Origin of the sequence: Cohnella abietis (genome assembly GCF_004295585.1) — a bacterium.
Classification (GTDB): domain Bacteria; phylum Bacillota; class Bacilli; order Paenibacillales; family Paenibacillaceae; genus Cohnella; species Cohnella abietis.
In genome coordinates, this window is record NZ_AP019400.1 from 1,922,383 (window position 1) to 1,945,945 (window position 23,563).

Genomic DNA, 23,563 nt, shown 5'->3' on the forward strand with positions numbered 1-23,563 from the left:
GACACGAAATCGCAAAAAATAAGTTTAATGATATCCGCCAAATACGTCCATCCAACCGTTCTGTATTTTCAGCTTAGACACTTCATTTTCCCGAGTCGATCTTTGCTGCTGCTCCATCCCTAAGCCTGCGAAGAGATAAAGAGGAAGCTGCTTCATCTCACTTAAATGGTCTACGAGCTTGGATTTTCGGGAGGAAGTATGATTCATCTGATAATACAGCGTTGACCGGCTCAGTCCGAGAAGGGCTGTTTGGGTTCGGATAGGTAAGCTTGTTTCGTCTTTATTAATGAACTCGTTACGGTCTTCCTTAGATAATCTCGATATCGTTGCCTGCTTCAGCCACTCAAGCTGCATAGTTAATTGATCGATCTCCGCCTGCATTTCCGCGAGCTGCTGCTCATGGTCGGATTTCAGCTTCTCTTGCTTCTTATGATCGTTCTCGAATAGTTTGGATAGATTATCCAAGGCATGCTTTCTCCATCGACCTAACACTAGAGGGTGGATGTCATATTCCAAGGCTAACTCGGTGATACTGCTTTGTTCCTCAAGAAGCTTGGATATAATGTGCGCCTTTTGCTGGGGTGTAAATCTTCTTCTGTTAGCTGCCGCCATATTTATATCTTCCTTTCTGTGGTCCAAATTTCATGTCATTTTGCTTCAAAACGACTCATTATATTCCTAATAATATTGCAAATAGGAGTGAAGTACAAGTGTTATTCCTACTTGACACATAGGAATTTGGTGGATTAAGATTCCTAGTATCCTATAGCGGATATTCGCCGCTTTAGGTAGCAACACTGACCAGACAAACTGGAAGAATATTGACATAATCGAACACTGCTGTTGGCAAGGAGTGATGTGAAAGTGGAGGTTCTTGGACTAAAGAATGTTTCCAAAACGTACAGGAATGGAACGGTTGCCGTCCAAGAAGCAAACCTAAGTATTCATGAAGGGGAGTTTGTATCCTTCGTAGGTCCTTCCGGCTGCGGAAAGTCGACGATATTTCGCATGGCAGCGGGTTTGTCGCAACCGACAGCAGGACAAATTGATATTTTGGGAGGCACGCCAGAGCAAGCAAGAACGAGCAATTCGATTTCTTGCGTTTTCCAAGAAGCAACGCTGCTCCCTTGGGTTTCGGTCAGCGAGAACATAACGCTGCCCTTACAGCTTCGAAAGCAGCCGCGCAAGCAACAGCTGGAAGAGGCCGAGCGGGTGTTGCAGCTAGTAGGTCTGCAGGATTATGCGAAGGCGCTACCTCGGGAGCTTTCAGGTGGAATGAAGATGCGTGTCTCAATCGCGCGTGCACTCGTTGCCAAGCCCAAGATTTTATTCATGGACGAGCCGTTCGGAGCGCTAGATGAAATTACAAGACAGACGCTGCAGGAAGAGCTGCTGACGATCTGGCAGAAAACCGAGCAAATGACGATTTTATTCGTCACGCACAATGCTTTCGAGGCAGTGTATCTATCGAATCGGATTATGGTTATGACACCGCGACCTGGTCGGATATCCGATGAGATCGCGATTAATATTCCTTACCCTCGCGGCGAGCAGTTCCGCGCTCATTCGGACTTCAGCAATTATGTCCGTCAAGTGAGCGAGTCGCTTAGACATTGATAGGACGCAGATGTAAATGATTTGAGAGAGGAGGACAACTCCATTGAATAGGCTTAGAACGGGAAGCTTTAGTCGTATTTTCCCACCTTTCGCTGCATTTGTCGTATTCGTTGGCTTATGGCAGCTCATCGTTGCGCAAGCGGAAATTCCGCCATATTTACTGCCTAAGCCATCCGATATCGTTGAAGCGGTCGTCTCCAACTGGAGAAGCTTGCTGGGCTCGGTGTATACGACAACACTCGAAACGATTCTAGGCTTCTTGTTCTCCGTTGTCGGAGGAGTGCTAGGCGCGATTCTGCTCGCCAGCTCTAAGATGATAGAGAGAAGTATTTACCCCTATGCAATCGTATTGCAGACGATTCCGATCGTAGCGGTGGCTCCGATTATTGTTATTTGGTTCGACGCCGGACTTCGGTCCATCGTCATAATCGCGTTTCTGATCGGTTTCTGCCCAATGCTGTCTAACACTTTAATCGGGCTGAACTCCACGGATCAGAATCTGAAAAACCTATTTCATCTCTATAATGCTTCGAAATGGCAGACGATGTGGAAGCTACGAATTCCTGCAGCTCTCCCTTACATCGTAGGAGGCTTGAAAATTTCCTGCTCCCTTTGTGTCATAGGCGCTATCGTCGGAGAATACGTAGCTGGTGTCGGTGGCGGTCAGGGAGGACTCGGCTATGCAATCACTTACGCGGCTATGCGTATCCAAACACCGTATTTGTTTGCATGTGGTCTTATGGCATCAGTGCTTGGGATTGCTTTCTATCAGCTCGTAAGCTTTTTCTCCCGCAGACTGCTTGGCTCATGGCATGAATCTGAGCTGAGAACGGATATGGATTAATCGTTTAATAAACCCATTTGAGAGGATAGATGAGAAATGAAAAAAGCTTCAATACCATTCATATTGATGATAATACTGGCGATTGTAGTTGTTGCCGGATGCGGCAATAACAAGAACACGGATAGCAAACCTGAGGCGTCTTCAGAATCTCCAAAAGCTTCTGAAGCAGTGTCTTCCCCTGAGTCGGCTTCCCCAGAAGCTTCCAAAGAGCTTAAGAAAATTACAGTTCAGCTGGGATGGTTCGCTGAGCCGGAGTATGGCGGAGATTACGCTGCTTTAGTTAAAGGCTACTTTGCAGAAGAGGGCTTGGACGTAACGATTAAATCAGGCGGACCGAAGGTAAACGGCAGACAGATCGTAGCTTCTGGAAATGCGGACTTCGGGTTCGCGAGAGCCGATGCCGTATTGCAAAATCGCGAAGAGGGACTTCCAATCGTATCGGTAGCTGCCGCGCTACAAAGCTCCCCGCAGGCACTTATTTTTCATAAGGATCAGAACATCAAAACATTCGAGGATTTGAACGGTCGCACGGTATTTTTCGTTCCGGGAGTGCCGGCATATGAGTACGTGAGGAAGAAATACAACTTAACGTTGAAAGAGCAAGTTACAGACGGTACGCTAGTGCGTTTCTTAGCGGATAAGACATCTCTCCTCCACGGATTCGCGACTTCGGAGCCGATCACATTGAAAGAGCAAGGAGTAGATGCTGAACCGTTCCTGCTGTCCGAGTCCGGTTATGATCCCTATGAAATCACGATCATTACCTCTGAAAGCTTCTTGAAGAGTAATCCGGAAGTCGTTAAAGCTTATTTAAGAGCCGTGAAGAAAGGTTGGGCGTATTACTTCGACAATGCTGAGGAAGTTAACGCAAGAATTCACGAGGATAACAAGGAGCTACCTATTGACGCTATGAATAAACAGGCAGTTGCTTATAAACCGTACGTAACAGGTGGAGATGCAGCTACTGAAGGCTTTGGAGTCATGAAGGAAGCGCGCTGGGAAGAAAACAAGAAACAGCTGCTGGAAGTTGGATTACTGAAAAAAGACGTCAACGTCAACGAAGCATTCACTACCGAGTATTTGCCTAAATAACAAGGAAGCATGACGGAGGTAAAAGCCAATGAGTACCCTGACTTCACCAGAGAAGGAACAATATTGGATCGATGTAGCGGTGGAGCTGTCAGCGCAATTTGCACTGACAGCAGCCGAGATAGATCGCAAGGCAGAGCTGCCAAAGGATAACCTACGGCTACTGTTTGAACGAGGCTTGGACACAGCGATATTGCCAGAAGAGAAGGGCGGCGCGGGAATTTCTTACGCCACGTTCGGGCGTATCGTCTTTGAAATTGCGCGAGGATGCTCGTCTACGGCTTGCATATGGCTAATGAACACATCTGCAGCGGAATCTCTTATTACTTTATCCAATCCCGATACATCGGAGTTTTATTTGCAGCAATGGAAGCAAGGAAAACGCTTTGCAAATGCGCTAAGTGAGCCAACCTCCGGGAACCTGTTTCTTACTCCTGTACAGGAGGCGAAGCCGCTCGGAGACGGTGATTGGAGCTTGGACGGCGCGAAACGATTCGTCTCCGGAGCCGAATTAGCAGACTTTTTTCTAGTCAATGCGAGCATTGATGGGGCTCCCGCTTTCTTCGGCGTAGAACGTGATGAAACGGTTGAAATTCACGAAATTTGGGATGCGCTTGGTATGAGAGGCACGAGAAGCCAATTGATCGGGTTTAACCAGACGCGGTTGAAGGCAGCGAATCGATTCGGCCAAGTTGTCTCTAATCGCCAGAATTTGATTGCACTCGGACTTCCATGGCTTTCTCTAGGTATCGCTCAAGCGGCATACGATGCACTGAAAGTACAAGCCGCAGGGAAGAAGCTGTCTGACGGCAAGCCTTTGACCCATGTCCAATGGATTCAATACGAGACGGCAGAGGCTCACGTTAAACTGAAGGCGGCCAAGCTATTGGCGCAGCATCTGCTGGAGCTGGCAGACGCAGGATCTGAGCAAACAATCGTTGTTTCGATGGAAGCGAAAATATTGGCTAATCAGGTAGCCAAAGAAGTCGCGGACCTTGGGCTTCGCGTTGGCGGAGGTCTTGCATTCACTCGGTCGTTGCCATTCGAGCGGCATTTGCGTGACGCACAGGCGGGTGGTTTAATGGCGTACTCCAGCGAGATGTGCAAGCTGTTCGTTGGTAAGTTCGAGCTGAACGTAAGGGATGAGTAGGCCTATGGCAAAGCAAATTAGACTTAACGCTTTTGACGTGAATGCGGCCATGCATAACTCACACGGCTTGTGGAAGCATCCGGAGAGCGAGAGATATCGGTATAAGGATTTGAAATATTGGGTTGAGATGGCTCAATTACTAGAACGAGGTTTGTTCGATGCTCTGTTTCTTGCCGATGTATATGGCTTCTATGATATTTATCGTGGAAGCCGAGATGCTGCCCTCCGGGACGCTATTCAAGCGCCAATTAACGACCCATCGCTCATTATCCCTACGATGGCTTACGCAACAAAGCATTTAAGCTTTGCTGTGACCGTTCCGACAACTTATGAGCAGCCCTATGCCCACGCTAGGAGAATGACTACGTTAGATCATCTGACGAACGGCCGAATTGGCTGGAACGTAGTCACCTCCTTCTTACCTAGCGCGGCTCGCAATTTTGGACTCGATAAGATGATTAGCCACGATGAACGCTATGATATTGCAGATGAATATTTGGAGGTCGTCTACAAGCTGTGGGAAGGTAGCTGGGAGGATGAAGCTGTAATAAGGGACGCTGTTAGAGGGATTTACACGGACCCTTCCAAGGTTCATGAGATCCACCATGAAGGCAAGCATTATCGCGTGCCGGGCCCTCATCTTAGTGAGCCGTCCCCTCAGCGTACGCCCGTCTTGTATCAAGCCGGAGCATCCCCTAGGGGAAGGGCATTCGCGGCGAAGCATGCGGAATGTGTTTTTATTGACGGACATTCCTATGAGAGCATGAAATTTTACGTCGATGATATTCGAGCGCAGGCCGTTGCTTACGGTCGACATCCTGACGATATTAAAGTGTTTATGGCACTCAGCACAATTGTGGGAACGACGGCTAAGGAAGCAGAAGAGAAGCTCCGTGAGCTGACTTCGCTTAGTAGCGAGGAAGGGCCGCAGGCGATCTATGGTGGCTATACAGGCATCGACTTGTCTAAGGGTGATCCGAATCAGATTTTGACTTTTCAGGCTACTGATCATGGGCAAACCGTATTAGCACGTTATACGAAAATGTCTCCCAAAGAAATGACATATGGGGAAGTTATTGAGTCGGTTAAGAAAATCGGTGGCAGGGCGGTTGTGCTAACTGGCTCCGCTGAGCAGGTCGCAGATCAGATGCAGACCTGGATGGAGAAAACAGGCATCGACGGATTTAATTTAGGTCATCTTGTGACACCAGGCAGCTTAAAGGAAGTCATTGATTTAGTTGTTCCGATTTTACAGGAACGAGGGGTATACAAACGGGAGTATGAGCAAGGTACGATGCGAGAGAAGCTATTTGGGGCTGGGCAAAGCCGGCTGTCTGAGCGGCATCCTGGCGCTAGCTACCGATATAAGTGAGGGAATGCAATCATGGGGAAGAAAATACTGCTGAATGCTTTTGATATGAACACGGCTATGCACGGCGCTCACGGATTGTGGAAGCATCCGGCGAATCAGCGCCATCGCTATAAGGATTTAAACTATTGGGTGGAGCTGGCGAAGCTGCTGGAGCGGGGGAAATTCGATGCCTTGTTTCTAGCTGACGTACTAGGCTTTTATGATATTTTTGGTGGTAATCGCGATGCGGCATTACGTGATGCAGTTCAAGCACCGGTTAATGATCCATCCTTAATTATTCCTACAATGGCTTATGCGACTGAGAATTTGAGCTTTGCTGTAACGATACCGACGACTTACGAGCCGCCCTATGCGCATGCAAGGAGAATGTCGACGCTCGATCACTTAACAAATGGACGAGTAGGCTGGAATATCGTCACTTCCTTCTTACCGAGCGCGGCATTGAACTTTGGATTAGACCGTATGGTTACTCATGACGAAAGGTATGAGGTTGCGGATGAATATTTGGATGTCGTCTACAAGCTCTGGGAAGCCAGCTGGGAAGATGATGCCGTCATCCGCGATGCGGCACGAGGCATCTATACAGACCCTTCCAAAGTCCATGAGATCAATCATCAAGGCAAATATTACAACATACCGGGCCCACATTTAAGTGAGCCCTCCCCTCAGCGTACGCCCGTGCTTTATCAGGCAGGTACATCCGCTAGAGGAAGAGAGTTTGCGGCGAAGCATGCGGAATGCGTGTTCATCGATGCTCATAATTTCGAAAGCTTGAAGTTTTATGTAGATGATATTCGAGCAAAAGCGGTTTCTTACGGGCGCAAGCCGGAAGACGTGAAGGTGTTCATGGCGATCAATTCGATCGTTGGGCGCACCCGAGCGGAAGCGGAGGAGAAGCTACGAGAGTACACGGCTATTCGAAGCGATGAAGCGCCTCAGGTGCTTTACGGAGGGTTCAGCGGTATCGACTTGTCTAAGTACGATCGTTCTGATTACTTGTCTTATTATGCGTCCGATCATGGTCAGGCGGCTGTTGCCCGGTTTACGACAATGTCGGAGAAAAAGATGAATGTCGGAGAAGTTGTGGACGAGATTGTGAAGATAGGCGGAAGAAGCGCGTTGCTCTTCGGATCGGGCGAGGAGGTCGCCGATCAAATGCAGCAATGGGTGGAACGTACAGGAATCGACGGGTTTAATCTGGCACATCTCATTACTCCGGGCAGCTTGGAGGACATTATTGATTTGGTTGTTCCAATCTTGCAGGAACGAGGATTGTACAAGACAGAGTACGCGAAGGGAACAATGCGCGAGAAGCTGTTCGGTCCTGGAGAGAGCCGTCTTCCAGATAGGCATCCCGGTGCGGCGTTCCGCCGACGCTAATGATAAGGAGTGAATGGGATATGGCCTCTAGAGGCAAACGTTTTTTAGATAGCTTAAACGACGGCCGCAGCGTATGGGTCGATAACGATAGAGTGAACGATCTCCCTACTCACCCAGCATTCTCTGGAACGCTTAATACGATAAGCCAATTGTTCGATTTATTGGACGATGTGAAGATTAGAGACCAAGTGGGATATTCGGTAGACGGGAGCGATAAATACGCTCATAGCTCATTTCTAGTTCCTTATAGCGCAGAGGATTTGGCGAAGAGAAGCCATGCATTTTCTTATTGGGCCAAAGAAACGAACGGTGTCATGAGTCGATTATCAGATTATGCTCGCTCGCTTGTAACGGGTTGGTACGGTTCTCGGAAGCAGCTTGGAAAGCTAGATTCAAAGCTAGAGTCCAAAATAACGGCTTATTACGAAGAAGCTAGAGATAACGATCTATTCCTAACGACTTCGCTTCTGGATCCTCAGATTGATCGATCCAAAGGTCTCGATGATCAGCGGATAGCCGAAAGGTATTTGCATGTCGTCAAGGAAACCAAAGAGGGTATTGTCTTAAGTGGAGCCAAAATGATCGCTACAGGTGCTCCGTACACAAATGACTTTCTGATCTTCTCGTTTAATAAGCTGGACACTCGCCATAGTAAGCATGCGCACGCCTTGATCGTGCCTGCGGGGTCAAAAGGCTTGCATATTGTATGTCGTGACTCGTTCGCTGAAGCTGACGTTCAGAACTATCCGCTAAGCGCCCGTTATGACGAGATGGATGCTGTCCTCTTATTCGATGAAGTTCTTGTCCCTTGGGAACGAGTACTCATTAATGGGGATGCGGATGCGGTTTGGAAGCTAAGATCCCACGTGCCCTCCAACACGCTCGCTTTTCATCAGACGGTTGTTCGTTTTGTTGCTAAGCTGGAGTTTGTAACAGGAGTGACCTTCGCTGTCGCAGATGCGATCGGAGTAGATGGGTTTTTGCATGTACAGGAAAAATTAGGTGAGCTCATTACACAGATCGATACGATGAAGGCTCTAGTCATTGCTGCTGAGGTGCAGGCAAAGCTTGACCCAGTCTCAGGGATGTGGCTGCCAGAGGCTTCTTATATTGATACGGCAAGAAGCATAGGAACGAAGCTTTATCCTAGAGCGATAGAAATTCTTCAACAGATCGGTGGAGGCGGATTTGTGCAGACGCCTGCGAGAATAAGCCAGTTCGATGGGCCACTAAGCGATTTGCTTAACCGCTATTTCGAAGGGGTATCTATTAACGCGGAAAACAAAGTTCGTCTGTTCAAGCTAGCTTGGGATCTCATAGGCAGCCCTCTTGGTTCAAGGCATGAGCTGTATGAACGATTCTATGCTGGAGATCCGGTACGAAGCTTCGCCAATCAGTATTTAAGCAGCGATAAGTCCGCGTTGGTCGATCCGATATGGAAGCTTCTGCGACAGTCACGTTAGTATAGGAAGGGGCATTAAAGATGGAAATATTTTGGTTTATTCCTACGCATGGGGATGGAAAATACTTGGGGACGGGCCATGGTGCACGTGCAGTAGATTTTGATTATATGACGCAAATCGCTAAGGCTGCGGACAGCTTAGGCTTCGGTGGCGTGCTTCTCCCGACGGGTAAATCCTGTGAGGACCCTTGGATAGCGGCTTCTGCTCTAATTCCGATGACTCAAAGGCTGAAGTTTCTCGTTGCGGTACGTCCAGGGCTGATGTCTCCGACGATAGCTGCAAGAATGGCTTCGACGTTCGATCGGATTTCGGGCGGGAGATTGCTGATTAACGTTGTAACCGGAGGAGATCCAGTAGAGCTGGCGGGTGAAGGCCTTCATCTTTCTCACGATGCCCGTTACGATATGACGGATGAATTCCTCACGGTCTGGCGCAAGGCGCTCCAAGGAGAAGAAATTGATTTCGACGGCGAGCATATACAGATCACAGGTGGTAAAGTGTTATATCCGACTGTGCAGCAGCCTTATCCGCCGCTGTATTTCGGGGGCTCCTCGGATGCGGGGCACAAGGTGGCGGCTAATCATATCGATGTGTATTTGTCTTGGGGAGAGCCACCAGAGCAGGTGAAAGAGAAGATCGATGTCGTTCGTAAGCTTGCTGCTGAGCAGGGAAGGACTGTACGATTCGGAATTCGACTGCATGTTATCGTCAGAGAGAAAGAAGAGGATGCGTGGAAAGCAGCTGATGAGCTTATTAGCTACTTGGATGAGGATACGATTGCGAACGCGCAAAAAATATTAGGGCGGTTCGATTCGGTCGGACAACGACGCATGATGGATTTGCATGGAGGAAGAAGAGAGGATCTGGAGATCAGTCCGAATTTGTGGGCGGGTGTCGGTCTTGTGCGCGGAGGTGCTGGAACTGCGTTAGTCGGCGACCCTCAGACGGTCGCGGATAGGATGAAAGCCTATGAAGAGATCGGTATCGATACCTTCATTCTCTCCGGCTATCCGCACTTGGAGGAAGCCTACCGGACAGCAGAGCTCCTGTTTCCCCTTCTACCAGTAGCTGGCAAGCAAGAGAAAAGGGCAGGAAATTCTTATATTAGCCCATTCGGAGAAATGATAGCGAACAACGAAATTCCTAAAGCGAAGTAGCTCCTTCTGAATGCTATAAAGACCCACAATCAAATAACAAGGGAAAACGTGTTTATGCCAATGAAGCAAAAGCTAATCGCTTATGCTACATTGGAGGGACAGCACGAGGAACCTTACAATAATCCCGGGCGGAAGCTCGGGTTATTTTTTGTAGACTATCAGAAAGTATAAATTTCTATGTCTATATACTCATCTGATAGCTCGATACAAACGTGTATAGCCGTCCTAAGGACGGCAAAGCCGTTTTACTTGGGAGGGGTAACTGAAATGAAAGCTTTTATGGATGATAACTTTCTATTACAGAATAAGGTGTCTGAACAGCTGTATCATGATTACGCGGTACACCAGCCCATTATAGATTACCATTGTCACTTGAATCCGCAGGAAATATATGAGGACAAGCGGTTTAACAATTTAACTGAAATTTGGCTTAACGGAGACCACTACAAATGGCGGGCGATGCGTGCGAACGGGATATCTGAGCCTCTCGTTACTGGGGGACCGGGAATAAGCGATTATGATCGTTTTAGCGCTTGGACGAAGACCGTTCCAACAACGATAGGTAATCCTTTGTATCATTGGTCCCATCTAGAGCTAAGAAGATACTTCGGTATCGAGCTGACGATTAATGAAAAAAACGGACCAGTGATCTGGCAGAAAGCGAATGAAGTGCTACGCTCTGAGTCATTTTCTGTCAGACAGCTTATTCGTGATCAGCGAGTACGAGTCATTTGCACGACCGATGACCCTACCGATACGCTTGAATTTCACGAGGGAATCAAAGAGGTTAAAGATTTCGATTGTGCTGTTCTCCCTACATTTCGACCGGACAAAGCGCTAGAAATACGCAGGGACACATTCCTGCCATGGGTGAGGAAGCTCGAGCATGCCGCTGGCATACCGATTGTCGGTTATGAACAATTTCTAGCTGCTATAAATAATAGGATGGAGCATTTCGCTAAGGTTGGCTGCAAAATTTCCGATCATGCGCTTGATCAGGTTCATTACGTGGAAGCCACTTTAGACGAGGCTTCTGTTGTTTTCTCCAAAGCATTGAATGGTCAAACGCTTACGCTGGAGGAGGAACAGAAGTATAAAACCTACACATTCATTCATCTGGGCAAGAGGTATGCGAAGCTCGGATGGACGATGCAATTGCACATTCATGCTTCAAGGAACAATAATAGCCGAATGTTTAATCTATCAGGCCCTGATACAGGATTTGATTCTATTCATGATGGCCAATTGGCGTATCCTCTGACGAAGCTCTTAGATGGTATTGAAGCTTCCGGGGGATTGCCCCAGACCATTTTGTACTCTCTGAACCCGAAGGATTATTATGTTCTGGGCACATTGATGGGTAGCTTTCAAGACGGAAATACTCCTGGAAAAATTCAACTAGGATCTGCATGGTGGTTCAATGATACAAAGGATGGGATGCTGGAGCAGATGAACGCGCTCGCCAATCTGGGCCTTCTCAGCCGATTTATTGGGATGCTTACAGATTCCCGAAGCTTTCTTTCCTATACCAGACATGAATATTTCAGGCGAATTCTATGTAATATGCTTGGGGAGTGGGTCGTTCGTGGTGAGGTGCCTCACGATATGGAGCTGCTAGGAGGAATGGTCGAAGGTATTTGTTACAAAAATGCAAAAAATTACTTTGAATTCTAAACATTCGGTATCTATATTCCGAAGAAATCACTATTCGAAATATAGAGAGGTTGTTATTCATCATGTTCAGCATCATGTCCAGCAGTATTCGTCAAACAGGTAAAATCATTTTAATCATGGTCGTAATTATAAGTATGCTTTGGGATACTTCCTATGCAGAAGACAATACATCTGATAGCGCCGATGGGGCTTCCACAGTCGTATGTCCAACAGAAGTCGTTAAGCTTCCTCTTAACAATAAGAAAAGCATCGCCTCGATGTATTCCTTCATGAACGATCGTACTTACCAAGTAAATAAACCTAAGATCGTAAGCGTCACTAGGAGTGGGCTCCTTGTTCCTCTGACTAAGGGGACAGCCCAACTGACGGTTACAAAGATTGCCGATACGGCAGCAATGGGAAGCGGTGAAGCTGCTGCAGACGCGGTTCCTTCCTCTTGTACTCTCCAGCTTCAAGTGGTGGATGCCGCTCCATATAAGGGTACTTTTAAGCCTAAGACAGAGATCCGTAAAGTGAAGGTTGGCAGCAAAAGCTTTTCCGTTCAGACGATAAGCATCCCTAAAGGGCTACCGGTTGATATCGGGCTAGCGAAGAATACAGTAGGCAATGTGGAAGAATTGAAGTCGATGGCTTCTCGTCGTAATGCAGATTTTGCGATTAATGGTACTTATTTCGAAGCTTACGGCGGTATTCCCGAGCCTTATGGGACCTTAATTGCGAATGGAGAGCTCATACACGTCACTCAGAATGGCACAACTGTAGGCTTTACTGCCGATGGTTCGGCGAAAATGGATACACTTAGGTTGAAAATCGAGGGAGGAACGGATGGCTCCTACGATTACAAAAACAATTGGTATGCTGTATTCGTTAATCGCACGCCAACAGCGGGTGGCAATAGCTCGATTGTGTTTACTCCCGAAAGAGGAGATCGGATCGGCTTTGCGTTCGGCAAGGCTATTGTCGTCAACAATGGAGTCGTCGAAAAAATAACCGAAAACGAGAATGTGAAAATACCCCGGGACGGTTTCGTCATTGTATTAACGGGGAGCGTAAAAAAAAGCTTGGAGAAAAAGTTCGAAGTGGGCAAAAAGGTTCATTACCGCTTAAAATATTTCAATGCTGATGGGAAGGAATTAGACTGGAGTGATGTTGTTACTGCAGTCGGGGCAGGACCAAGGGTGCTGAAGGATGGAAAAGTGTTCATTCAGGCGGAGCTGGAAGGCTTTAAGCAAGCCAAAATATTATCGACCCCCGCAGCGCGTAGCGGTATCGGAATTAAGGCGGACGGAAGCGTCGTTCTAGTTACGGTGGGGGGTGCGACAATTAAGGAGCTTGGAGAAATTCTTCGCTCGTTAGGCGCGCAGCAGGGCATGAATCTAGATGGCGGTGCCTCATCCGGCATGTACGCCAATGGGAAATTACTCACGACACCGGGAAGATTGCTTAGTAATTCTCTTCTATTCGGTGTCGGGTTGAAGTAGCTCTGATTCATCGCTTCCGGATAAGTCATGAAGCTGGTGATCTCCTGGGTAATCACGGTCTAGTCCTGCATGCAGCTCGCGATTCTCGTAGCTGAAGCGGTTAGGGGGACGCTGATCCTCTCGCCATGGCGTGCTCTTGCCTAGAGATTCCTTTAGTATCATGGAGCCGTAGGATCCCTCGGGAAATTCCTCAGGAATGAGGTCATTACGTTGCGATTCTACTGTTGCGAGGTCTGTGGTCGGTTGCTTTTTCTCTGGGAGAAATGGAGACATGCTGGAATCCTCCTAATGGATTGGCTAATTTCCATTAGAATGTCCGATTCATCCAGCAGTTAGTCTGTAAAATTTACAGCGCCGAGCACTAGTGTGAGGAATTGGGCAAGCTCCGCTGCCTCTTCCTCGTTAATCTGAAATACAGATTCAAGCACGCCCTCAGCTTCCAAATCGTCTGGTCCAAGAATAGCGCTACGACCAAACATTAGATCGGTTACGAGCTTCTTGCCGTAAAACCGACTTGTGGATAAAATCGCAAGATCAAATCGCTTAAGACCAGGTGTCACGAAGGTGACAAAACGGGTCGTTGTTTGTTCAGTGGAGTCTGATAAAAAATCAAAATCGGCTATGTTCATCGGTATAGATCCTCCTTGATGTCGTGCTTATTTCATTATAAATCATTGGAGGGGTCTTGCCTAACCTGGATAATTTTGATAATCTATAGCTGTTCATGTTTGCATGTGTGAGGAAGCACCTCATCGCCGCCCGGCGAGAGGTGCTTTTTTTGCGTTTCCAGGGCCGGCTTTGCTGCTTGAACGATGATAATATTGCCGCAGAGACGGCCTTGGGAGGAATTGGGATGCAGGTAGTTTTTTTGAATCAGTTTGAACGCATTAGAGGTCAAACGGAGGAAAGAGCACAAGTATTCATTGGAGAGCTGCAAGGAATATGGAGTGCAGGCTGGCGTAGCATTCAGCTCGAAGCTTCTTCAGTTGAAGATGTGTGGTATGAAGGGATGAGCTGGGAGGAGCTGTTGGCTGCATTCCGGCATGGGGTTGCTAGTAAAATGAGAGAAGGCTTCCGGCCATTGCTCGACGGTATGTTGGAGGAAATCCCTTTCTGGGAGCGGCGTCCAGCCCTTCCGATGCTGCTTCAATGCTACGCTGATTTACAAAATGTAGAGGAGACGGCAACAGGACTCCGTGTTTGGCGGAGGGCCAAATCAGTGGAGGAGAAGAAGTCAGCTTACTTAATAGCAACTAATCGTGAGCTTCAGCTATTGGCCGTATACATTCCTCAGACATTAGAGGAGCTAGGTCAAATTCCAGGCTTCGGCAAAGTGAAAACAGAACGCTATGGAAATGATCTCATCGAAATTCTTAAGGGTAAGGAAAGAACACATACGTTCCCGCTAGAGGAGTGGGTTTCTAAAGAAATTGGTGAAGAGCAGCTATCCTCCTGGATGTTCCAGCAGAAGGAGGAGAAATACGGTAAAGCATTGGCAACGGTGCAAGAGAAACGTACGCTTCTACTAGGGATTAGGGAAGGGAGAACACTTGGAGAGCTGGAAGGGGAGTTGAATTGTCCAAGGCGCAAGCTGATGGAAAGAATTGAACGTCTTGATGAAGAGGGCTATGATGTTCTTCCTGTTGTAGAGAAGGAGCTGTTAGAGCTTACCCCAGAGGAATCACTTCAGATTGAGACAGCTATACAGCAGCTTGGCGATCGTTACTTAAAGCCCTTACAACGTAAAGTGTATGGTGAAATTGAGTCTAACGAGCAAGAGGTTGAGCGTCAGTATGAGAAGCTTCGGATGGTGAGAATTCGTTACCGTCGCCTAAGCAAGGCAGTCGTTTAAGGCAAAGAGATTGAGGGTATCTCTCTCGTGGTCTTACAGCTGCTTCTGGCAGCCAGAGAGAGATACCCTTGTTCTCATAGCCAATCCTTCTTCCGGAAGAAGTAGAACATCCCGAATCCGATAACAGCCATACATACAAGCAATACTATGGAGCCGAAGCTTTCATGCATACCTGGAATGTAATCAAAGTTCATTCCATAGATCCCGGTGATGAATGTCAGCGGCATGAAGATTGTTGTGAGGGCGGTAAATACGCGCATAATTTCATTGGCTCTGTTAGCTACGCTTGACTGATAAGCCTCTCGTAAGTTGCCCATCAGATCGCGGTACGTTTCGAATGTTTCATAAACCTTAACCGCATTTTCGTGAATGTCTCCGAAATACTTCTGGAGCTCATTGTCGATAAGCCGTAAATCCTTTTTGTTCAATGTTGCGATGAGCTCCCGCTGTGGTCCAAGAGCCTTCTTGAGCCATAGAATTTCGCTTCGGAGTCCAATGATTTCAGTTAGGTGGGATTTCTTTGTATGCATAAGAATATCCTCTTCAAGGCTTTCAATACGGGCTTCGATTCGATCGCCGACTGTGAAATAGTTATCAACAACGATATCGATAAGGTGATAGAGGAACCGGTCTGCGTGATTAACCTCTTGCTCCCACAGTATGGGCTTAACACTGCGTAATTCGTTAATTTTCTGTCTGGTAACCGTAATCAGATAATGGTGACCGAGAAAAATATTAAGGGCACGCAGAAAAATCTCTTCGTCATCGAAGCGAATGCTATTAATAACAAGAAAGTATTGGCTTTCATAAATTTCTAGCTTTGGCCGTTGCTCTTCTTCCGACAAGCAATCCTCTACAGCAAGATCATGGAGACCAAATAAAGGCTGAAGAACAATAAGATCATCCACGTCTGCATCGATCCAATAGAAGCCATTAGCGGGCGCGATTAAAGTATCATTGATGCTTTCTATTGGCGTAAATACGCCATCATTAACTAATCTAATTTTCATGGGATTCGCTCCTTTGCATGTCCGTTCTGGTTCATGCAGGACGCTCTCCACTGGTAAAAAAATCTTAGCCGGAGAAACCGGACAAAGAAATGATTCCCGCTGCGGAACACCATCCTGCGCTAGCTATGAGATTGGTCTTGGGCCTGGGTGTATCGCCTTCCATGTCCGGCTCCCCCCTTTATAGTCGAGTAATTATGGTGTCGATTAGACGCTATTAACGTGATAAGTATAATCCCCACCCCATGCACCTTTCAAGGAGAAAATAAGACAGCGGTTTTTAGGACACTAAACCTTGACTGTTAATGTGTTTTCATGTACATTAGTATTAGTTTTACCCAAACAATCGAATAGTTTTTGCCATCTTATCAAGAGCAGGCGGAGGGACTAGCCCTATGAAGCCCGGCAACCGACGTATTCCTAATACGCACGGTGCTAATTCTTGCGGAAACAGTATGTTTCTGACAGATGAGAGGGGCGCGCGTACGATCGATTACACGACCCTATCTCATTTTGGGGTCGTTTTTTGTTTGCACAATTTACAATACCCTGACAATAAAGCGCTGGAAAAATACAGCGATTTGTCGAATCAGAGGAGGAATGTACAATGCCGATTAAAGTGCCTGATCATTTGCCGGCGAAGGAAGTACTGGCCGGGGAGAACATTTTCGTTATGGATGAAAGTGTAGCTTACCATCAAGATATTCGGCCATTAAGGATTGCGATCTTAAATTTAATGCCGACGAAGGAAACAACAGAAACCCAGCTTCTTCGGTTAATTGGGAACACTCCACTGCAGCTGGAAGCGGTGCTGCTACGTCCCCAATCGCATCTATCGAAAAACACTTCTGCCGAGCATCTGGAGAGCTTTTATAAAACGTTCGATGAGATTAAGGACCAACAGTATGATGGTTTAATTATAACTGGAGCTCCAATTGAGCATCTGGAGTTCGAAGAAGTGAACTATTGGGAAGAATTAGAGGAAATCATGGACTGGACAGTCGACAATGTAACTTCAACAATGCACATCTGTTGGGGGGCTCAGGCGGGACTGTACCATCACTATGGAGTGCCAAAATATCCGCTTTCAGAAAAAATGTTCGGTGTATATCCGCATGGAATTTCCAAACCGAACGTTCAGCTATTGCGAGGATTCGATGAAATGTTCTTCGTACCGCAATCCCGTCATACGGAAGTGCTGCGCTCTGATATAGAGAAGGTTGCTGGCTTGGATATATTGTCCGAATCAGAAGAAGCAGGCGTATATATCGCAGCAACAGCGGACGGTAAACAAATATTCGTCACAGGTCACTCTGAATATGATCCGCAGTCACTGAAATGGGAATACGATCGTGACGTAGCCAAAGGCTTGCATATCGACATCCCTAAAAATTATTATCCTAATAATGACCCAACTCGCTCCCCGGTATCGACATGGAGGGCGCACGCCAACCTACTGTTCTCTAACTGGTTGAACTATTATGTTTATCAAGCCACACCTTATGAATTGGGCAAGGCAAACAAAAAAACGTTGCGATAGGGAGGTCATTTAATTATATGAACATCGAGAGTCGTTTGGCCCAAATTGGATCACAGAGTGATCCGCAAACAGGAGCGGTTAGCTTTCCGATCTATCAATCAACTGCTTTCCGCCACCCCCGTCTTGGACAAAGCACGGGATTTGATTATTCTCGTTCTAAGAGTCCTACTCGGGCTGTGCTTGAAGCGGCTGCGGCGGATCTAGAGAGCGGAGATGCAGGCTTTGCCTGTAGCTCCGGTATGGCCGCCCTGCAAACAGTCTTCGCTTTATTTAGTCAAGGGGATCACCTGTTGGTTTCGCTTGATCTATATGGTGGCACATACCGTCTGCTTGAGAGAATTATGTCCCGTTTTGGGGTAACTGCATCCTACGTGGATACGAATGACTTAGATGCTCTGGAATCACATCGGACGCCGAATACGAAGGCGATATTGATTGAGACACCTACGAATCCGCTTATGATGGTTACAGATATTGCGAAAGTAGCAGCTTGGGCGAAACAAAAGCAGCTTCTTACGATCGTAGACAATACATTGCTGACTCCGTTCTTTCAGCGTCCAATTGAGCTCGGAGCGGATATTATTGTTCACAGCGCCACTAAATACTTAGGCGGTCACAATGATGTTCTAGCAGGCTTAATTGTAACTAAAGGCGAGAAGCTGTCGGAGGAAATTGCTTTCCTTCACAATTCGATTGGCGCTGTACTTGGACCACAGGATTCCTGGCTGCTTATGCGGGGAATGAAAACATTGGCGCTTCGTATGGAGCGGCATCAATATAACGCAACTAGATTGGCAGCCTGGCTGAAAATGCACCCTTCCGTCGAGGAGGTCTACTATCCAGCGCTTCCGCATCATCCGGGGCATGAAATACAGAACTCGCAATCTTCTGGAAACACGGGTATTTTCTCGTTCAGAATGAAGGATTCCCGGACGATCGAGCCCATTCTTCGTCATATTCAACTGATCGCTTTCGCAGAAAGCCTTGGTGGAGCGGAGTCGTTACTAACGTACCCTGCGGTTCAGACACATGCGGATATTCCAGTAGAAATCCGTCGTGCAGTCGGTGTGGATGATCGTTTGCTGCGTTTTTCCGTCGGAATTGAGCATGTTGATGATATTATGTTTGACCTTAAGCAGGCTATTGAAGCAGCGGAGCGGGAAATTAACGGATAATTAAAATCGGAGGCTTACAGCGATGAAGCATGATTTTGATAAAATAATCGATAGAACAAACACAGCCTCTTATAAATGGGATCAATCTGAGAAATTGTTCGGTCGATCCGACATCCTGCCTCTGTGGGTAGCAGATATGGATTTCGAAGCACCTAAGGAAGTTGTCGATGCGATAACTCGCCGAGCGGAGCAAGGGATATACGGCTATACAGTAAGAACGCAAGCCTTCTACGATGCCATTATTGGGTGGCTCTCAAGAAGACATGGCTGGAATATTGAGCAAGAGTGGATCTCCTCAAGCCCTGGAGTCGTTCCGGCACTGAGCCTAATGGTGCAGGCCTTCACAGAGCCTGGAGACGGTATTATCTTGCAATCACCGGTATATTACCCTTTCTATGACGTCATTAAGATGAATGGACGTACGGTTGTGGACAACCCTCTCATCTTAGAGAACGGACATTATTCTATTGATTTTGATCTACTAGAGCAGCAGGCAAAGAATGGTGCCAAGATGCTGCTTCTGTGCTCACCGCATAACCCAGGTGGACGCGTGTGGAAACGGGAAGAGCTGGAACGGATAGGTGAAATTTGTGCGCAATATAACCTATTAGTCGTTGCTGATGAAATTCATCACGATCTTGTGTTTTCTGGTCATAAGCACGTTCCGTATGCTTCCTTGTCAGAAACGTTTGCACAGCATTCGCTTACTTGCGTTGCAACAAGCAAAACGTTTAATTTAGCAGGTCTGCAAGCAGCGTCGGTTATTATTCCGAATGAGGGATTAAGACGTAAATACAATGCGTTGCTCAAAACTTTGTCTATACACATGGAGAGCTATTTTGGCTTGACGGCAATTGAGGCTAGTTATACTCATGGAGACGAATGGCTGGATCAACTGCTTGTGTATCTGGAAGGTAACCTTAACTTTCTATTGGAGTTTGTCGAGAAGAATTTGCCTCAGGTGAAGGTCATTAAACCGGAAGGTACTTATCTGGTGTGGATGGATTGCACTGCAATTTCGAATAAGCCGCTTGAGCTCAAAGAGCTAATGTTCAACAAGGCGGGGGTAGCCTTTAGTGAGGGATCCGTTTTCGGTGGACAAGGGGCTGGATATTTACGGGTAAATATTGCTTGTCCTCGCTCCATACTAACGAAAGCTTTGGAGAAATTTGCATTGGCCGTCAATTCTATATAGTAGCTCAATTGCGTTTTTAATATAGCCGCGGTATTGTCACCTCTTAGGTGACTACCGCGGTGTTTATATGTTACGATGGGGTAAGCTTAATGGTGGACTAAAGTCTCGTATGGAGGAGGGTCCAATTATGAAACAGGTGGACCGAATTTTAGAAGGATCGTTGCAAGGAAAACGATTGGAATTAGAAGATATCGTTGCTTTGTTTGAGAGCGATGAGATAGAGAAGCTAGGCCACACAGCAAACCAAATAATGCTGAGAAAACATCCCGATCCCATTACAACATTCGTGGTAGGACGTAATGTTAACTATACGAATGTATGCGATGTTTATTGCAGATTTTGTGCCTTTTATCGTCCGCCGGGCTCCTCAGAAGGTTATGTTCTTCCCGATGAAGTCATCTTTCAGAAAATTCAAGAGACGATTGATGTAGGTGGAACTGAAATTCTGATGCAGGGCGGTACAAATCCTGATTTACCATTTAGCTATTATTTGGATTTGCTTAGAGCGATTAAGGTGAAGTTCCCTAGCATTACTATGCATTCTTTCTCTCCAGCAGAAATCCGTAAAATGCAGGTAGTGGCTGGCAATATTCCGCTTGAGGATGTTGTTCGTCAGCTATATGAAGCTGGATTAGATTCGCTGCCTGGTGGCGGAGCTGAAATATTAGATGATAGAACTCGCAAGAAGATTAGTCGTCTAAAGGGTACTTGGCGTGATTGGATGGACGTTATGACCACAGCGCACAAGGCGGGAATGAATACAACAGCGACTATGGTTATTGGTTTTGGCGAGACGATGGAGGAAAGAGCATTACACCTGCTACGCGTTCGAGAAGCACAGGATGAATGCTTAAATAATAACTATCCTTCACCAGGTTTTCTGGCATTTATTCCATGGACGTTCCAACCAGAAAATACGAATATGAAACGTATTAAAGCGACGCCTGAAGAATACTTAAAGACCCTTGCGATTAGTAGAATTGCATTGGATAATATAGATAACTTCCAGTCCTCATGGGTTACAATGGGGCCTGATATCGGGAAATTATCCCTTTCTTATGGCTGTAATGACTTCGGTAGTACGATGATCGAGGAAAATGTCGTTTCTGCGGCGGGTACAACTCATAAGGTTAACATTGAGCTTATTCTTAAATTAATTCGTGAATGTGGTAAAATTCCTGCTCAGCGCAATACGAAGTATCAGACGATCAAGGTATACCATGAGAATGATATGGTTGAGAAGGATTACGTCATGCAAAACTAAAATTCAGCATATACAAAAAAGTCTCCAATCCACCATATGTGTGGGTTGGAGACTTTTTTACACTATTCTACTTGTGCTGAAGCAGCGATAACTGTGCGATTTTTGCCGGAATGCTTCGCTTCGTATAAAGCCGCATCTGCCCCTTGGAAGAAGGCTTCTTTACCCATACCTGGAAAATAGGGGTTGAGTCCAATGCTTACAGTAACGGTTAAACTCTTTAAGGCTTCATGCTTGGTTGCTGCAATAGAAGTCCTGATCTCCTCAACAATATCATATACTTCTTGAAAGCTCTTCTCCGCGAAGAGCAATACGAATTCTTCCCCTCCATAGCGGGCGACGATATCATTGCTTCCTGTCTTTGAACGAGCAATTGAGGCGACTTTCCGAAGCACGACGTCCCCGGCTTTGTGCCCGTAAGTATCGTTTATTAATTTGAAATTATCAATATCAAGTATGGCTAAGTGAAGCGAGATTCGTCCGTTGTCAGCTTGCTCGACTAAATTATCCTTGAATTCATGGTAAGCCATATGATTGTAAGTATCCGTAAGAGCATCTGTTTTGGCAAGCTTGTCCATTACAATGTTACGAACGAGCAGCTCCTGATTGGACTCATAGGACGTACGCAAGTGCATCAATACTTCTCTGCCGCGTGCTATAGTGCCAAACGCAATACAGCTGTAGGCAGTCAGAATACATATCATAGAAAGTAATCCAACGGTGGACATTCCTTGATGCATACTTTCAATATTGGTGAATAGGAAGGCTATCGCAATAGCTGTATTTAGAATGGCGTAAAGCAATTTCTTGTACTGGAAATAAAAAATGCTAATCATTATGGGGAAAAAGAGAAAAAACAGGAGATACTCCAATGAGGAATGAATAGCAATGGCTGTTGATGCGAGCAGAGTCCCTGAAGAGATGAGCACATAATCTTGAAGCTTAGGCAAAAATCGAACTCCAATTTCAGCGAGTAGCACGATTGAGGCCATAATGATGGTCGGTTTTACAATATATAAACTGATGAAATCCTTCGTCGAAACCTCAGTTACAAATAAAAACATGCATTCTAATAATATGGATATGAGGAATAACGCCCAGTAGCTTAGCAGGAGCATTCGATTCCAGCGTTCTCGATTAACTTCTAAAGAGGGAAAAGACATAATGACTTCCTTTCAGGATCAAACTCCATAAAATATACCATATCTAATAACCCATCGTATATCCCTTTTTGGGCCACCATATAGTAAGTATCAAGCTTGAAGGATGGAGGTGAGGAATTGAAGCAGGTACGATTTGTAGTGGAGTATGTACAGGATCATCCTTCGTTAGAACGATTGGCAGGAATGCTGAACCGTACGTTTGTAGGTACCGATAATCCTGTTGACAGCGTCCAATGGGAGTTGTCTAGGGAAGACGGGTTCATCCGTTGTCAATTTCCGCTTGGGCCAGGACCGCAAGATAAAAAAAATTATTGCCTTCGAGTTGGCCGAGTGCTGGCAGAATATACATTGTCGGATCTAGAGCCCACATTGCTTCGCAGTCTTTTTCACATGAGATTTGGTCTTAAGGATGCCGTAGAAATGGATGCTTTAATTGCTGAAGCTGTTTGTTTATTGGATGGGGAGCCAGAGCTTGAAGAAACTTGGGTAGGACGTGGTAGGGAACGTCGATTGCACAAGCTGGCCTCCCGTTTCTCTCTTTACTTAGAAGATCATGAACGCTTACATCTAGATGGCTTTCTTCGGTTTCGGTTAAGTGATTATCGTGCTGAGGTTCAGGAGGCTGCAGAAACCGCGATTGAAGAAAGATTGATGGAAAAGCAATATCAGGAGTTTATGATTTTGCTGAAATCAATGGTGGAGTGGCAAGAGACGAGAACGTCAGCCGTGCATGTGTTACATTCAGGCGGTCATGCATTCCGTTTGCTGGATGAGGAAATGCGTCCGCTTGAGCAAGACATAATGGATATAAGTGATAGCTCGGTTAAGGTAGATGCAGATGTTTTAGATATACAGGAGGAGCAAGAGGAGGAAAGCAGAGTAGTAAGTCGATTGCTGGCCGCTTCTCCGCGCCATCTGTATATTCATACACCTGAGCCGGATTCACAAGTGATCCGCACCATTATTGGGATTTTTGGAGATAGGGCTGCTTTGTATCCGGATTTGCCGGCACATTAACGCTCGAGGTGTTACATGGACTCCCGGACTCCCCTGTTTCAAGGGGCTAGCTTGACTGATTCCCCTTGAAATAGGTATAATAACTCATATCAATCCACATTTAGAAGCGTTGAGAAAGACACCAAT

At 46.5% G+C, this 23,563-nt stretch carries 21 protein-coding genes and 1 riboswitch; of the genes, 16 read left to right on the forward strand and 5 right to left on the reverse strand.

Going from position 1 to position 23,563, the window contains the following annotated elements:
• Window positions 1-24 precede the first annotated feature (24 nt).
• Window positions 25-612 (reverse strand): transposase, encoded by a 588-nt coding sequence (locus KCTCHS21_RS07925; RefSeq protein WP_130606574.1) that lies wholly within the window; start codon window positions 610-612, stop codon window positions 25-27.
• Window positions 613-864: 252 nt separating this feature from the next.
• On the opposite strand from KCTCHS21_RS07925, the gene KCTCHS21_RS07930 reads away from it, so the two are divergent.
• The 10 genes from KCTCHS21_RS07930 (at window position 865) to KCTCHS21_RS07975 (ending at window position 13,227) form a co-directional block, all read left to right on the forward strand.
• Entirely contained in the window at window positions 865-1,617 is a 753-nt protein-coding gene (locus tag KCTCHS21_RS07930) for an ABC transporter ATP-binding protein (protein ID WP_232058118.1), read from the forward strand.
• A gap of 43 nt (window positions 1,618-1,660) precedes the next feature.
• On the forward strand, window positions 1,661-2,461 hold the full coding sequence (locus tag KCTCHS21_RS07935) for an ABC transporter permease (protein WP_130606578.1): 801 nt from the start codon (window positions 1,661-1,663) through the stop codon (window positions 2,459-2,461).
• A gap of 36 nt (window positions 2,462-2,497) precedes the next feature.
• A complete protein-coding gene (locus KCTCHS21_RS07940; RefSeq protein WP_130606580.1) occupies window positions 2,498-3,553 on the forward strand; it encodes an ABC transporter substrate-binding protein in 1,056 nt (351 codons plus the stop codon).
• Between the two features lie 28 nt (window positions 3,554-3,581).
• Window positions 3,582-4,700, forward strand: a complete 1,119-nt coding sequence (locus tag KCTCHS21_RS07945) for an acyl-CoA dehydrogenase family protein (protein WP_130606582.1) — start codon at window positions 3,582-3,584, stop codon at window positions 4,698-4,700.
• A gap of 4 nt (window positions 4,701-4,704) precedes the next feature.
• Window positions 4,705-6,072: an LLM class flavin-dependent oxidoreductase gene (locus KCTCHS21_RS07950; protein ID WP_130606584.1), complete on the forward strand. Its 1,368-nt coding sequence runs from the start codon at window positions 4,705-4,707 to the stop codon at window positions 6,070-6,072.
• Between the two features lie 12 nt (window positions 6,073-6,084).
• Window positions 6,085-7,452: an LLM class flavin-dependent oxidoreductase gene (locus tag KCTCHS21_RS07955; protein ID WP_130606586.1), complete on the forward strand. Its 1,368-nt coding sequence runs from the start codon at window positions 6,085-6,087 to the stop codon at window positions 7,450-7,452.
• A 20-nt stretch (window positions 7,453-7,472) separates the two neighbouring features.
• Entirely contained in the window at window positions 7,473-8,915 is a 1,443-nt protein-coding gene (locus KCTCHS21_RS07960) for a 4-hydroxyphenylacetate 3-hydroxylase family protein (protein WP_130606588.1), read from the forward strand.
• Window positions 8,916-8,935: 20 nt separating this feature from the next.
• On the forward strand, window positions 8,936-10,072 hold the full coding sequence (ssuD, locus tag KCTCHS21_RS07965) for an FMNH2-dependent alkanesulfonate monooxygenase (RefSeq protein ID WP_130606590.1): 1,137 nt from the start codon (window positions 8,936-8,938) through the stop codon (window positions 10,070-10,072).
• Window positions 10,073-10,339: 267 nt separating this feature from the next.
• Window positions 10,340-11,746, forward strand: coding sequence for a glucuronate isomerase (uxaC, locus tag KCTCHS21_RS07970; RefSeq protein WP_130606592.1), 1,407 nt, complete (start codon window positions 10,340-10,342; stop codon window positions 11,744-11,746).
• Window positions 11,747-11,808: 62 nt separating this feature from the next.
• The gene (locus tag KCTCHS21_RS07975) at window positions 11,809-13,227 is read left to right on the forward strand and encodes a phosphodiester glycosidase family protein (protein ID WP_130606594.1); all 1,419 of its coding nucleotides are present in this window, start codon (window positions 11,809-11,811) and stop codon (window positions 13,225-13,227) included.
• Here KCTCHS21_RS07975 and KCTCHS21_RS07980 read toward each other — a convergent pair.
• Both KCTCHS21_RS07980 and KCTCHS21_RS07985 read right to left on the reverse strand, forming a co-directional pair.
• Entirely contained in the window at window positions 13,204-13,500 is a 297-nt protein-coding gene (locus KCTCHS21_RS07980; protein WP_130606596.1) for a hypothetical protein, read from the reverse strand. The genes KCTCHS21_RS07975 and KCTCHS21_RS07980 overlap by 24 nt on opposite strands.
• 59 nt (window positions 13,501-13,559) lie before the next feature.
• Complete coding sequence (locus KCTCHS21_RS07985; RefSeq protein WP_179952665.1) at window positions 13,560-13,856, reverse strand: DUF3055 domain-containing protein; 297 nt, start codon at window positions 13,854-13,856, stop codon at window positions 13,560-13,562.
• A 176-nt stretch (window positions 13,857-14,032) separates the two neighbouring features.
• Here KCTCHS21_RS07985 and KCTCHS21_RS07990 point away from each other — a divergent pair, with 176 nt between their 5' ends.
• Window positions 14,033-15,079 carry an HRDC domain-containing protein gene (locus tag KCTCHS21_RS07990; RefSeq protein WP_162309295.1) on the forward strand — a complete coding sequence of 349 codons (1,047 nt, stop codon included), beginning with the start codon at window positions 14,033-14,035 and terminating at the stop codon, window positions 15,077-15,079.
• Between the two features lie 74 nt (window positions 15,080-15,153).
• Here KCTCHS21_RS07990 and corA read toward each other — a convergent pair whose 3' ends face one another.
• Entirely contained in the window at window positions 15,154-16,089 is a 936-nt protein-coding gene (gene corA, locus KCTCHS21_RS07995; protein ID WP_130606600.1) for a magnesium/cobalt transporter CorA, read from the reverse strand.
• 359 nt (window positions 16,090-16,448) lie between these two features.
• Window positions 16,449-16,561: riboswitch (SAM riboswitch) on the forward strand.
• A 132-nt stretch (window positions 16,562-16,693) separates the two neighbouring features.
• Between corA and metA the strand changes: the two genes are divergently transcribed.
• From metA to mqnC, 4 genes are all read left to right on the forward strand, one after another.
• Entirely contained in the window at window positions 16,694-17,626 is a 933-nt protein-coding gene (gene metA, locus KCTCHS21_RS08000) for a homoserine O-acetyltransferase MetA (protein ID WP_130606602.1), read from the forward strand.
• A gap of 17 nt (window positions 17,627-17,643) precedes the next feature.
• Entirely contained in the window at window positions 17,644-18,801 is a 1,158-nt protein-coding gene (locus KCTCHS21_RS08005) for a PLP-dependent transferase (RefSeq protein WP_130606604.1), read from the forward strand.
• A 22-nt stretch (window positions 18,802-18,823) separates the two neighbouring features.
• Complete coding sequence (locus KCTCHS21_RS08010; RefSeq protein WP_130606606.1) at window positions 18,824-19,996, forward strand: MalY/PatB family protein; 1,173 nt, start codon at window positions 18,824-18,826, stop codon at window positions 19,994-19,996.
• 127 nt (window positions 19,997-20,123) lie between these two features.
• Window positions 20,124-21,260, forward strand: a complete 1,137-nt coding sequence (mqnC, locus tag KCTCHS21_RS08015; RefSeq protein WP_130606607.1) for a cyclic dehypoxanthinyl futalosine synthase — start codon at window positions 20,124-20,126, stop codon at window positions 21,258-21,260.
• A gap of 62 nt (window positions 21,261-21,322) precedes the next feature.
• Here the strand turns inward: mqnC and KCTCHS21_RS08020 are convergent, their stop codons facing one another.
• Window positions 21,323-22,321, reverse strand: a complete 999-nt coding sequence (locus tag KCTCHS21_RS08020) for a GGDEF domain-containing protein (protein ID WP_162309296.1) — start codon at window positions 22,319-22,321, stop codon at window positions 21,323-21,325.
• Between the two features lie 216 nt (window positions 22,322-22,537).
• Here KCTCHS21_RS08020 and ytxC point away from each other — a divergent pair, with 216 nt between their 5' ends.
• Window positions 22,538-23,437, forward strand: coding sequence for a putative sporulation protein YtxC (gene ytxC / locus KCTCHS21_RS08025; protein ID WP_130606611.1), 900 nt, complete (start codon window positions 22,538-22,540; stop codon window positions 23,435-23,437).
• Window positions 23,438-23,563: the final 126 nt, after the last annotated feature.